This window comes from Nostoc sp. (assembly GCF_036917635.1).
Lineage (GTDB): Bacteria > Cyanobacteriota > Cyanobacteriia > Cyanobacteriales > Nostocaceae > Nostoc.
This window is the reverse complement of the sequence record NZ_JBALCW010000120.1, coordinates 1-12,053: the sequence shown is the minus strand read 5'-3', so window position 1 is coordinate 12,053 and position 12,053 is coordinate 1. Positions and strand designations below refer to the sequence as shown.

Sequence of the window (12,053 nt, the reverse complement as noted above, 5' to 3'; positions counted from 1 at the left end):
GGTCATACTTCAAACTGCTGGAATTCTTTTGCAATATACATTTTGGCAGTTTTTGACCCCTATTTCTTCAAGCTTTGTGAGAAATCCGGGTTTAGTTTAAAGCATTCTGGTTACAATATTTTTAACAACGATATGGATGCAACCCGTAAGTTCACTCCACCCTGTTCTAACACAATAATATACAAATATTCTAACGGGAAATGTGCTTTATTTCAGTTATATTTTGTGCCGACAAAACCAGGTTATTGTAAACACATTGGGAAGTTTATTGTTGATAGTCCTCCCCAAAAAGGTAATTTCTGGTTTGAACTACTGCCCAAATATTTACAAACTGGATTGAAACATTCATCCAGTTATAAGTTAAGTAACCAAGATTTATCAATGATGCACTCCCAAGCTGTTAACGAATCTAGAGGAGATAGGACTTGGCCAAAGTCATATTTTATGCCTTCAGTAGCTGATGTTGGCATTGTTAATTTTCGCAAATGGTTAGATGAATTTGCCGATGGTAAACCTGCATGGCAGGGAGTAGTAGAAGCACCTTTTCAAGAATTAAGTGATGAGCAATTATATGATATTTGGCACAGACATACAAAGCATTGTCCTAGTTGTCGGCAATCTCTAGTGCTGATAGATAAAGTCCAAAATTTTTGCCAAAATCTTACGGCTGTATTGGGAATCATAGCGTTGTTATTAATGGCAATTAGTCTGTCGATAAAAATAGTTTTGATACTAGTTTTGCTTGGGATATTCAGTTTAATTTGCTCCGATAAACTAGGTTTAATTCGGGAAAAGTTTCTAAGCAGTATTCCTAAAAAAGGTTTGCCCGTAGTTAACCTATATTAGACTTAATAACATTAAGTAACTAAAGATTGGATTTTTTTAAACATGAATTTCCATCAAATTTGATAATTAAAATAGGATTGCTAAACCTCATCTAAGTTGAGAACCGTAGTTTTTGCCCTCACCCTAAATCCCTCTCCCAGATATGGGAGAGGGACTTTGAAATTCTGGCTCCCCGAATCCCAATTTTGGGATTCGGGGTTGGGGGATGAGGGCAAATCCTTTTCATCACTGAAGAACTACAGGTTTCAAGATAGACGCGGTTTATATTATCTGGCGATTGCTCATACGGAACTGCGATCGCCTCTCTATTAAATCAATGAACAGTCAACAGTCCCACTTCGTTATTGGTTGAAAAATCCTGGGACTTAAACAAAAATTAAGCCCAAATAAAGCCCAAGCTGGCTTTGTAAGTAGGAAATACGTCCCGGTTCAGGGTCAACCAAAAAGTACTTTGCGATTGCTTTGCTTGAGAGCGTTCCATTCGCAATGACAAATTAGCATCTAATAAATCACCTCTTCCCAAAGAAAGATTTAAAAAAAAATTCTTGTTTACAACTAAAATATGCCTTTTGCTAGAAGGATAATTATATTTTTATAGTTAATCTCTATTTGTAGTCAAAAAATAAGCTAATTGGCATGATAAATTTGATTTCTAGGACGATTGGTAACATCAGTTACCTACTTAAAGGACTTCAGGTAAAATCTTTTTTGGCTGTTGTCGTAGTTGGTTTTCTAGTGCTGACGACGAATATTGCTTCTGGGCAGAATGATCAAGGGTTGAAGGAAAGAGTCCGCGAACAGATAGAGCAAAATGATGCCCAAAGACCCAAAACAATAGGGCAATGGTTTAAGGATGCTCGTGAAACGGAAGATTCTCCTGGTGAAAGACTTAAGAAGATTGGGCAACAGTCAGGAGAAGCCCTTAAAGAGTTTGGAGGTGGATACGTAAAGGGCGCTCAAGAAACCGCTAGTGATGTAGGGAACAGTGCGGCAGAGGCAGCCAAAGATGTCTCAAACAAAGTTGGACGCTAAATGCGTTACGAGATTCTATTGGCAGCAAGTACTAATAACTTTTCGCCAATAAAAGAGTAATAATAGCGACACTGGTGTATAATCACCGATTTCAAATAGTTGGGTAACGCGCTTACCCTTGCTGATGATAGATTGTAGTCTTTCTCAGTTGCATAAAATATAGTCCATTAGTAGGGGCGTACAGCTAGCTGTGCGCCCCTACTGCAAAATTCAGATTAATACAAGATAAACCGCGTCTATCTTGAAACCTGTAGTTCTTCGGGGATGAAAAGGATTTGCCCTCATCCCCCAACCCCGAATCCCAATTTTCGGATTCGGGGAGCCAGAATTTCAAAGTCCCTCTCCCATATCTGGGAGAGGGATTTAGGGTGAGGGCAAAAACTACGGTTCTCAACTTAGATGAGGTTTAAGAAATAACCTTAATCACACATTCTAAAAATTTCTGCTTGTGTGAGTTAACGAAACTAGGTCTTTTTATGAAACTTGTATATCTTGTAGCTTTGCCACCATTTCTGCACGCGCCGAAACCTTCAACTTACGAAACATCCTCTTCAAAGCTTGTTTGACGGAATTTTGTGTAATCCAAAGTTTTTCCCCAATTTCCGCGTTCGTTAACCCCTGCGCCACTAAGTCGGCAATTTCTAACTCACGCGCTGTTAGAGGACTTACTAAAAGGGAATGGGATATTTTTGGTTTTGTTCGTAGAGTTGCCATTTTTGCTGATAAGTGAATGCATAAGGCACTCAAATCAGCTAAATCGTTGCCATTAAAAGCAGGATTTCCCTTATCACGAGCCAAGTTAAGCGTTCCGACAAGACGACCATTGCAAACAATTGGCCCAGTCATTACGTGTTCGTGATCGGAACGTGAGCAAAAATGCTTCCAGTCTCCTGGTGATAATAATAACTGTTCATGGGCGGGAGCGTGACGCTCAACCACATAGCGCCCGACTGGATTGCTTTCTAAGCAGACTGCTGGAATAGCCTGAATATCGATTTGGGCGGTTGGTTGCTCATCTAAGAAATAAATGCCCCAATTTTGTACGCCAAAATGCTCACCAATTTTATCCGTGAGAGCTAGCCTTAATTCTTGCTCATTTTGGACATTGGCGATCGCATCAAATACGGCGTGAAGAGAATTAACCATAAGTGTACCCAGTTGGGGACTATCCAAGCCTCAACAATTACTTCTATGCTAATACCAATGAAACTAAAACGCTAATTACAGTAGCGACTAGGAGAAGCACATGACAGTTACACAACTCTCTGCTCAGGAACTTTTCCGGGCTGCTTATGAAAACCGCTATACTTGGGAGAAGAATTTCCCTGGTTATACCGCAAATATTAGCTTTAAGCATGATGATAAAGTGTTTACAGGCAAAGTTATCATCAATGCCAATCTGAAAGCGGAAGTTTTGGATGTAGATGACGAGTCCGCCAAGCAAGCAATTCATGGTCAAGCCTGGGAGATAGCAATTCACCGCATCCGCCGCAGCTTTGAAGACACCCACAGCGCCAATACGTTTAGCTATGGTAAAACTGACGAAACTGGTGCGGTTGAGCTTTTAATGGGTGGTAAGGCTGAGGGCGACAAATATAAAGTCCGTAATAATGAAGTATGCCATGTTCACCGTTTAATCCACGGTACTTACGTGACAATTGACACTTTCACCAGTCACGACACCGGGGAAGGCTACCTATCCCACAGCTATGACTCTGTGTACCATGACCCCAAGACTGGGGAACAAAAGGGCGGTAGAAGCGAATTTATCGATGAGTATGAAAAAGTTGGTGACTATTTCATTCTAAATCGTCGGGAGATTCGCACCGAGACAGCAGGACAAGTTTCTATTCAAGAATTTATCTTCTCTGATATTAAATTGTTGGAACCTGTTGCTGCTTAAGTTGTATTTTGTAATCTAAAAATTAGCGATCGCTCCTTTAAAATAAAGAGCGATCGCTTTTTTTTGACATTTAAACCTCACTCCTAACCCCTCTCCAAAGCATCGGAGAGGGGAGTGTATCTTAAAATACGGGGTGAGGTTATGACTGTGTTGCACCCTTCACGAGAATTCCTATATTCTCACCGAGCTAGTTAATTCTACTTGACTTATCAATGTTCCCTGACTTATGTCAGCATTTTTTGTTTTAAAAACCACTTAAAAAGCCCATTTTCAAGCTCCTAGCGATTTTTGGGAATTTATTTTTGATTATTTACTCAGATGATCTACATTTGCGGTGTACTCTCAATATACGGTAGCTCTCACACTCGACCTTTAAGATAAATTACACCCAGAGGTGAATACCATGAAAAATTATGCTGTTCAACAGGAATTCATATTAAGTCAAATCACAAATAAATATTTTCAAGGACGAGATTTCAGTGGATGTGACTTGCATGGAATCGACTTAAAAGGAATTAATTTAAGTGGTGTTAACTTCATAGGAGCGGATTTGCGTGATGCAAATTTGTCTGGCTGTATTCTCACTCGTGCTAATTTAAGTGGCGCAAATCTGATGCGAGCTAACCTACGTGAAGCTAATTTATATGAAGCATCTTTGTGCGAAGCTAATTTGATTAATGCTGATTTAACACGAGCAAATTTGTGCGGAACTTTCTTATGGCGGGCAAAATTCACAGGTAGTAATCTTTGGGGTGCTTCTTTATGTGATGTGGATTTGAGAGAAGCAGACTTAAGTGAAGCTAAATTAATTGAAGCATCACTGATTGAAGCTAATTTAGTTAGAGCAAATCTCACAGGAGCAAAGCTATGTGGAGCAAAATTACTAGAAGCTAATTTAACTGAGGCCAACTTAACTAGTGCAGACCTGACATGGGCAAATTTAACCAAGGCAAACTTGAATAAAGCAAACCTTTGGCAGACAAACCTGATTTATGCGAAGCTTCAAGATACTATCATGCCTGATGGTACAATTGAGCAACCGCAGATAGTTATTTTTTAGTCATTTGTCATTTGTCGTTTGTCAGGAGAGAAGAACTTTCTGTTTGCTGCAATGGCTAATTGCCAATGACTAAAACTCACGTTGTGAGAAGATAAAAATAGCGATCGCTAACAACATGGCACTATAAAGTAAGCCATATCCAGCATTTGTAATCAGTGCAGTTGTGTCAGGTAGCGCTTGCAGACCATAAACGGCATCGTTTTTTAAATTTAATCGAGATAAATCTGGTAAGATGAGAAACAAACCTTGAGTAAGACGTTCCATACCAGGGTTGTGGCTCAGACGACCAAGTTGTACTAAATCTTGAGTAATATTTCCGATTAAATATACCGCAAAGGTTAAAACAGTCGCCAGTAAAGAAGCAGTGAAAACACCGAAGGTAATAGCCACAGCCGTGATTAATGACAACTGCAAAAATAAGAAAATTGCAGCAATTAGAATGCTCGTTGTTGAATGAGGAATGCTACCAAATTGCAGAAATACTAGATAAATTGCTGTCATTGTGGCGACAAGCACAGCTAATACTGCGGATAAACCCAAGTATTTGCCGACGATAATTTCGCTACGGCTGACAGGTTTAGCAATTAATACCAAAATAGTGCGTTTTTCAATTTCTTTATTAACCAGTCCCGTACCAATAAATATCGTCACAATTAACCCGATGGCATTCATCGCCGCCATCCCAAAATCTAAAAAGATTTTGTCTTCAGTCGTTGCTGCAAATTCAGGAAGGACGCGGAAAGCGATGGCGATAATCAGCGCATAAAAACCAATAATAAATAGGATGCGATCGCGTACCACTTCCTGAAACACATTCTTTGCCAATACAAAAATTCTGTTAATAGTCATTTGTTATTAGTCATTGGTCATTAGTTATTGGTCATTAGTCATTGGTTCTTCTCCCCCAGTTGCACAGGTGGTGATCCACCAAAAAGTTTACTACCGGGATCGCATTCAATTTCTGCAACTGTAACTTTATTGTCTGAATTGCTAGTTGCAGCAACTGGTTCAATACGACAAGATTTTTTCAAGTAATAGCCCCGTGGGTTAGAACTCGGACCCATCCAAATACTTAATAAATCTAATATATATCCAGACTTAGCATTAGTTACGCGCGGTTCAACACGCCATAGTTCCTTCTCTTCATATTGACCCAAGTTCTTTTGAATTACTCCCCTACCCAGAGTTACTACCCGAGGTTCGACATCTTTTTTCGGTATCAGCCATTTCTCGACTTCCGACCAAGGTCTTTTAGCTATTTCTTCTATTACTATTGGTTGAAGTTTCTCTAGAATTATAGCGCCGTTTCGTGGGATTCTTAGGCGTTTTTCTGTACTTACAAGAACGGTACTAGTTCTGAAAGTATCTGCCTGCAAACTCGGATATTGTTGAAACCAATTATTCATTACAAAGTGAAACTGAATCCAGCAACTTAGCAGCATACTACTAGCAACTAAAATTATGATTCTTTGGCGGTCTTCTGGTTTCGGAATTCGAGCTTTGGCTTCGGTATCATTACCTTCAATAAATTCTGGTATTGCCGTAATTAGCGCTGAAATTGTCGGCCAAAAAACGATTGTTCTTGGTGTAATGACATCTTCTTGATTTCCAAATGCAAAAACACTCACTAAGAATCCAGTGATCACTGCCCCAACTGGCATAAAAGTACCAGGAACTCTCAAAGGATCTTCAGTTGTATACCAAGCTGTACCAGTAATTAAAAATAACCAACCGAAAAAGGCAATTATATCTTTGATATAACCTATCGCAAAAGATGAAATAAACCAAGAAAAAACACTCAAATAAATAAATGTTTGCCACGAATAAGCTTTAGGTGGAACTAATATTTTTCTAATTCCTGCATAAAGCCCTTCAGCAAATTTAAAAGCCCCAAATACATCTTTAAATAGCGTATTCATATTCTTATCTACACCTGATTAATCACTAGTCTTCGTTTGAATTAAATAAACTATTGCTACTTTGAGCGAAAGAATAAAATAATGGTTATAGCACTATAGCTCAGAGAATTCGCTATTAATGTAGTAATCACTAAGTTGCTATTTTGTAATTTAGCAGTGCTAAAAGTACGCCATCGCTGCCGTTTAGATGTTTGAGGTTCGTCTTCTTTTTTAGCAACTGGTTCACTCAATGATAGTAGTAATACCCTTAAAATGAAAAATTTCATTATAAAAGTAGCAAAAAAAATTATACAAGCAGTTAAAATGATTACACTTTGTGTATTCGCTGATTTAAAATTATTAAAAAACATATAGCTAATTAATTCTGATTTCATCTGTATCGGCAACATTGGTTCTGCTATAAAAAATATGAGCCAACCAATTACACTAGAAAACAGATTCATAGAGATAGCATAAAAAATGCTAGTTTTTTTGTCAAATTTTAATCGATTTTGCAAAACATAGGCTTCGATGGGGATAGCAATCAGTACAAATAAAAAGTCAAACAGAATTCCACCAATAGGAAAAATCCTGGGAAGCATCCAATTTTCAGGCATAAATGGTCAAGGGTAAGGGTTAACTGTAGAGAGTATAACTGGGATAGTGAGGGTGATGGGGGAAATTATCTGATTGTTTTTTTCCTTTACTATGTTGGTGTGTCAATATTATCTTGTCGATATTATTTATACATTATACGGATGCATCAGAGGAGGAGTTTCTTTACCTAAGAGTACAAGACGTTAGGTAAGATTAAAGACTCCCACTTATAGCTTTTTGAGAAATGACAAGGAACGGTATTGGTATTCGCACGGCGCAAGTGCGTCAAGAACGGCTCGTTGGCCAAATTCACGTCTACGATGGCGTTGGTAAAGGTAAGTCCCAAGCGGCTTTGGGAGTGGTTTTGCGCTCTATTGGCTTGGGGATAAATACGCCTAGCAATTCTAACCGCGTTTTACTGCTGCGGTTTTTAAAAGGGCCTGAACGTGATTATGACGAAGATGGGGCGATCGCAGCTTTGCAACGCGGGTTTCCTCATTTAATTGATCAGGTTCGCACTGGGAGAGCCGAATTTTTTGGTCATGAGGAAATTACTACTTTTGACCGAGATGAAGCGATGCGGGGTTGGGATGTCGCTAAAGGCGCGATCGCTAGTGGTTTATATTCAGTTGTTGTCTTGGATGAAATTAACCCGGTTCTGGATTTGGGTTTGCTACGAGTGGATGAAGTAGTGCGAACATTAAAATCCAAACCCCAAGAGTTAGAAATCATCGCCACCGGACGCGCCGCACCGCAAAAGTTGCTCGATATTGCAGATTTACACTCAGAAATGAAACCCCATCACCACCCAACGGCCAAAGCCCTCTTTCTTGAAGGTATTGAAATTTATACTGGTGCTGGTAAAGGCAAGTCTACTAGTGCTTTGGGCAAAGCTTTACAGGCCATTGGTAGGGGAATCAATCATCCTGGGTCTACCCGTGTGCTGATTATGCAGTGGCTTAAAGGTGGTACTGGCTACACAGAAGACGCTGCGATCGCTGCTTTGCAGCAGTCATATCCAGAAGTGGTGGATCATCAGCGCTGCGGTGGAGATGCGATCGTCTGGCGAAATTCCCGACAAGAATTAGATTATGTAGAAGCCGAACGGGGTTGGGAAATCGCTAAAGTTGCGATCGCCTCTGGATTATATAAAACTATTATTCTCGATGAACTAAATCCCACCGTTGATTTAGAATTACTCCCCGTTGAACCGATTGTCCAAGCTTTACTCCGCAAACCCCGCGACACCGAAATCATTATCACTGGTCGCTGCCAAAATCCACCCGCATACTTCGACTTGGCTAGCATCCACTCAGAGGTTTATTGCCACAAACACTATGCCAATCAAGGTGTAGAACTTAAACGAGGGGTAGATTTTTAGGCGTTGCTGATTAAGAGGATGAATTTAATTTTAAGTAGATATTTGCTCAAATTAAATATGCGTTATCCCGAACCGTTGTAGAGAATTAGCAGCGCTACATCTCTACATTCTTTTTCCAAAATGTCTAATATCATGTCCGGCTAATTAGTTGCCGATACCTTGAAAATAGTTTAGAAAAGTGTGAGTTTTGGCGCACTAGCAGGAATTTTTATTTTTGGGTAGTTGAATATTTTGCACAAAGCGATCGCGTCCTGCTGCCTTTGCTTGATACAATGCCTGATCAGCAGCGGAAATCATTTCTTCTATGTCAGAATCTGGCTGAGGAATTTCTGTTGTAAACCCGGCACTCAGGGTAACATGAGGACTAACTTGGGAATTTTTATGAGGAATTGCTAGTGTTCGGACAGCATGACAAATTTTTTCGGCAACATAAGTCACCCCTTCGGTGTCTGTGTTAGGTAAAATCACAGCAAATTCTTCCCCGCCATAACGGGCAACTAAATCTCCGGGACGTTTAATAATATCTTTGAGCGCTTTAGCAATTTCTTGAAGACAGCGATCGCCTACCCGATGACCATAGGTATCGTTATATAATTTGAAGAAATCAACATCGCAAAGAATTAGAGAGAGGGGGCATTTCTCCCGTTTCATGCGCTGCCATTCTTGCTTAAAATACTCTTCAAACCGTCCGCGGTTAGCTACTTGAGTTAATCCATCGATAGTAGCTAATCGCTGCAATTCCAGATTAACGGCTTCCAGTTTTTGCTGTAACTGAGATTGCTGAATCAAGCGTTTTACCCGTTGTCGCAAAACTGCCCACTGATAGACTGGTTTAGTAACATAGTCCATTGCCCCCGCTTCAAATGCACGGTCAACTGACTCTTCATTCTCAAGCCCTGTAATCATTAAAATTGGAGTGTGTTTGCTACGATCAAGAAGCACCAACTGAGTGCAACACTCAAACCCATCCATATCTGGCATCATGGCATCAAGAAGTACTATATCAGGATGCAATTGCTCAAAAACTTTTATTGCCTCTATGCCATTTTGAGCTTCCGCTATTTGATAGCCTTCTCGCTCCAAGAAATGCCGCAGTATCAGGCGGATAAAAGGTTCATCATCAACAATTAGAACTAAAGATTGGCTTTCTTGAGCATCGGCTTTCATAGTACTTCCTTCGCAAGTTCTTGTTCTAAGGCAGTTTTAACTTGTTCATATTCCTGATATAGTTGTGAAATTAATTCTAGGCTGTTTTCTAATTTACTGCTGTATGCCTGCGCTTCTAACACCTTGCAAAGCTGTGCCAAGGCGATCGCTCCAACAGAAGCACTGCTAGACTTAAGTTGGTGGGCTGTATTCAATAGAGTCTGGGTATCTTGAGTTGTGATAGCTGTGCTGATATCTTCCACCTGTCTTGGTGTCTCTGTAAGATAACACTCAATCAGTTCAACAAATGCCACACGATCTCCTCTGAGCATATCCTGCAAGGATTGGAGAATTTTGCCATCGATTTTGGCGGTTTTTAACAAAGTTTCGGGGTTTAATTCCCCGTTACAAAACGTAATTGCTCTCTTCTCTACGAGACGCTGCGCGAACGTAGCGGGGCGAAGCCCATTGCGAATTGCGAATTGCGAATTGGTTCAATGTCTGGTTTTGCTCTAATTGTAGGATATTTTGCGAAGGTTGCAATTCTAAGCACATCACCTTACTTTGTTTTCCTTTAGAAGTGAATTCAGAACTTTTTTGGGGTGGGCATTTGCTGAGTGCCTCAGCTAACTCAGTTTGCTAATGTAGTCATCCATACTAGCAGCAAGACAGACTTCGCGCTCGCTAATGTGCCATTGACGCGAATAAACTTAAAGTTACAGACTCACCAACACCCTCCGCGCAAAGGCTTAGGCTTACTATCTGGTGAATTGGCAAGAGTAGCTGGGATCGGATTTTAAAACGTAAAATACAAAAGTCGATATGCTCGTGACAACATCCAGAATTTTTAAGTGAAGCGTGAATTGCACTCTGGAGTTGTAACCGATGTCTTTGATAGGCTACGCCTACAAATTTTTAATTTTTTTATCGAGCAAGGTAAGCAGGTAGAGGACAGTTATTGCTGGAAGAAAACTGCCCTCTTTTAAAATCAGGTCTATTGCCTATACCTGTACCTTAAATCACAGCTTCTTGGCGTTGACAATCAAAAACAACCATGTACGAAGCATTTGGTATTTCCTGGGGGAGGTGCCGCATATAGCCTTCGGCATCAGAACGGCTGCGGAAGCGAGCAATAATCTCGCGTTGCGTATTAGGAAGTAGGCGAGCGATCGCCCAAGAATTGAGGCGTTCTTTATAGGCAATAGCCTGATTGTCTGATTTTGAAGCTTTGTAATCCGTATTTTCTGGCATAATTATCTTAACCGTATGAAGTTTAATCAAGGGCGTTAATTAGTTTCTAGGTAGGAATGCACTAACGCTTTTTTTTAATGCTGCTGCCACCTTGTTATTCGATTATTGAAAAATTGTCAACACTGAGCGCTATATTTTAGACCACTTAACTTAGAATTCTCAGGTAGCAATGAATCTCAAAGCCTTAATTTGCAATTGTTTCTAGGCTACAACAATGCTCAAACAAAAAGTTTGACAAATATTACGTTTGTATGATTTGTCTGCATACACATAAGTAAAATCTGCATCAGTATTAAAATTAACGTCAACGTCTTAAAAAATACTATTAAAAAATTTATATCTCAAAGTTCTCAAAGCACTTGAAAACAGGAGCATCCCGTCAGGTGCAAAAACCTTGATAGCCCTCATCCCCTAACCCCGAATCCCATATGATGGGATTCGGGGAACTAGAATTATGTCTCCCCTCTCCCATATGATGGCAGAGGGGCTGGGGGTGAGGGAAAAGATTTAAGCCAAAATTGGGATGCTCCCCTTGAAAATGAGAATAACAGAAAAAAGCGTGCATTCTAACTGAAGGGAAAGCAAGAGTTACTCCGCCCCGGAATTCTTTTTCAATTTTACCTATCTCTTCACCACTCCTTATCTAGTAGGGATTCAAATTCAGCTTGTAAGGCGGTTATATCCGCCAATCTTGCGACTAATAAATTATCCTTACCAGCATCAGTTAAACGTACTTTCCAATAACGAATACTGTCAGAGTTATTCAACCAAAACTGAATCACGGTATCTACCACTTGATCCAGATTCCAATCCCATTTTGCTGGAACTGATTCCACTGATTCTAGACCCGGATTTCTCACGAGGGAGAAAAAAACACCTGGATTAGCCAGACTTAGGATAAATTAATTGATACATTCTTAAATTCCCCGTAGATTAAAA

11 protein-coding genes and 2 pseudogenes are annotated in these 12,053 nt (G+C 40.0%); 5 read left to right on the top strand and 8 right to left on the bottom strand.

Annotated elements, in window-relative coordinates; translation table 11 throughout:
• Positions 1-846 (top strand): annotated as a pseudogene (locus V7K32_RS28615) (Rieske 2Fe-2S domain-containing protein); the annotation flags it as partial.
• Between the two features lie 636 nt (positions 847-1,482).
• The gene (locus tag V7K32_RS28610; RefSeq protein WP_334998330.1) at positions 1,483-1,878 is read left to right on the top strand and encodes a hypothetical protein; all 396 of its coding nucleotides are present in this window, start codon (positions 1,483-1,485) and stop codon (positions 1,876-1,878) included.
• Positions 1,879-2,352: 474 nt separating this feature from the next.
• Here the strand turns inward: V7K32_RS28610 and V7K32_RS28605 are convergent, their stop codons facing one another.
• Entirely contained in the window at positions 2,353-3,024 is a 672-nt protein-coding gene (locus V7K32_RS28605) for a LuxR C-terminal-related transcriptional regulator (RefSeq protein WP_334998328.1), read from the bottom strand.
• Positions 3,025-3,124: 100 nt separating this feature from the next.
• On the opposite strand from V7K32_RS28605, the gene V7K32_RS28600 reads away from it, so the two are divergent.
• Together V7K32_RS28600 and V7K32_RS28595 are read left to right on the top strand one after the other, a co-directional pair.
• Positions 3,125-3,781 (top strand): DUF3386 domain-containing protein, encoded by a 657-nt coding sequence (locus tag V7K32_RS28600; RefSeq protein WP_334998326.1) that lies wholly within the window; start codon positions 3,125-3,127, stop codon positions 3,779-3,781.
• A 403-nt stretch (positions 3,782-4,184) separates the two neighbouring features.
• Positions 4,185-4,841, top strand: coding sequence for a pentapeptide repeat-containing protein (locus tag V7K32_RS28595; RefSeq protein WP_334998324.1), 657 nt, complete (start codon positions 4,185-4,187; stop codon positions 4,839-4,841).
• Positions 4,842-4,910: 69 nt separating this feature from the next.
• Here V7K32_RS28595 and V7K32_RS28590 read toward each other — a convergent pair whose 3' ends face one another.
• The 3 genes from V7K32_RS28590 to fraC are packed head-to-tail and all read right to left on the bottom strand — an operon-like array spanning position 4,911 to position 7,356.
• Positions 4,911-5,690 (bottom strand): ABC transporter permease, encoded by a 780-nt coding sequence (locus V7K32_RS28590; RefSeq protein WP_334998322.1) that lies wholly within the window; start codon positions 5,688-5,690, stop codon positions 4,911-4,913.
• A 38-nt stretch (positions 5,691-5,728) separates the two neighbouring features.
• Positions 5,729-6,760: a septal junction protein FraD gene (gene fraD / locus V7K32_RS28585; protein ID WP_334998320.1), complete on the bottom strand. Its 1,032-nt coding sequence runs from the start codon at positions 6,758-6,760 to the stop codon at positions 5,729-5,731.
• 56 nt (positions 6,761-6,816) lie between these two features.
• Complete coding sequence (gene fraC, locus V7K32_RS28580) at positions 6,817-7,356, bottom strand: filament integrity protein FraC (protein ID WP_334998318.1); 540 nt, start codon at positions 7,354-7,356, stop codon at positions 6,817-6,819.
• A 224-nt stretch (positions 7,357-7,580) separates the two neighbouring features.
• On the opposite strand from fraC, the gene V7K32_RS28575 reads away from it, so the two are divergent.
• On the top strand, positions 7,581-8,717 hold the full coding sequence (locus V7K32_RS28575) for a cob(I)yrinic acid a,c-diamide adenosyltransferase (RefSeq protein ID WP_334998316.1): 1,137 nt from the start codon (positions 7,581-7,583) through the stop codon (positions 8,715-8,717).
• Between the two features lie 195 nt (positions 8,718-8,912).
• Here V7K32_RS28575 and V7K32_RS28570 read toward each other — a convergent pair whose 3' ends face one another.
• The 4 genes and pseudogenes from V7K32_RS28570 to V7K32_RS28555 all read right to left on the bottom strand — a co-directional run.
• Positions 8,913-9,884 carry a GGDEF domain-containing response regulator gene (locus V7K32_RS28570; RefSeq protein ID WP_334998314.1) on the bottom strand — a complete coding sequence of 324 codons (972 nt, stop codon included), beginning with the start codon at positions 9,882-9,884 and terminating at the stop codon, positions 8,913-8,915.
• The gene (locus V7K32_RS28565; RefSeq protein ID WP_334998312.1) at positions 9,881-10,177 is read right to left on the bottom strand and encodes an Hpt domain-containing protein; all 297 of its coding nucleotides are present in this window, start codon (positions 10,175-10,177) and stop codon (positions 9,881-9,883) included. Before V7K32_RS28565 ends, V7K32_RS28570 begins: the two co-directional genes overlap by 4 nt.
• A 700-nt stretch (positions 10,178-10,877) precedes the next feature.
• On the bottom strand, positions 10,878-11,114 hold the full coding sequence (locus V7K32_RS28560) for a hypothetical protein (RefSeq protein WP_334998310.1): 237 nt from the start codon (positions 11,112-11,114) through the stop codon (positions 10,878-10,880).
• Between the two features lie 629 nt (positions 11,115-11,743).
• Positions 11,744-11,959, bottom strand: a pseudogene (locus V7K32_RS28555) (hypothetical protein); the annotation flags it as partial.
• Between the last annotated feature and the right edge of the window lie 94 nt (positions 11,960-12,053).

Bases quoted from the DNA above. Each gene is read 5' to 3' on its own strand.
- V7K32_RS28560 (WP_334998310.1), bottom strand. From the start codon at position 11,114: ATGCCAGAAAATACGGATTACAAAGCTTCAAAATCAGACAATCAGGCT.
- V7K32_RS28610 (WP_334998330.1), top strand. From the start codon at position 1,483: ATGATAAATTTGATTTCTAGGACGATTGGTAACATCAGTTACCTACTT.
- V7K32_RS28570 (WP_334998314.1), bottom strand. From the start codon at position 9,884: ATGAAAGCCGATGCTCAAGAAAGCCAATCTTTAGTTCTAATTGTTGAT.
- V7K32_RS28575 (WP_334998316.1), top strand. From the start codon at position 7,581: ATGACAAGGAACGGTATTGGTATTCGCACGGCGCAAGTGCGTCAAGAA.
- V7K32_RS28600 (WP_334998326.1), top strand. From the start codon at position 3,125: ATGACAGTTACACAACTCTCTGCTCAGGAACTTTTCCGGGCTGCTTAT.
- fraC (WP_334998318.1), bottom strand. From the start codon at position 7,356: ATGCCTGAAAATTGGATGCTTCCCAGGATTTTTCCTATTGGTGGAATT.
- V7K32_RS28590 (WP_334998322.1), bottom strand. From the start codon at position 5,690: ATGACTATTAACAGAATTTTTGTATTGGCAAAGAATGTGTTTCAGGAA.
- V7K32_RS28605 (WP_334998328.1), bottom strand. From the start codon at position 3,024: ATGGTTAATTCTCTTCACGCCGTATTTGATGCGATCGCCAATGTCCAA.
- fraD (WP_334998320.1), bottom strand. From the start codon at position 6,760: ATGAATACGCTATTTAAAGATGTATTTGGGGCTTTTAAATTTGCTGAA.
- V7K32_RS28595 (WP_334998324.1), top strand. From the start codon at position 4,185: ATGAAAAATTATGCTGTTCAACAGGAATTCATATTAAGTCAAATCACA.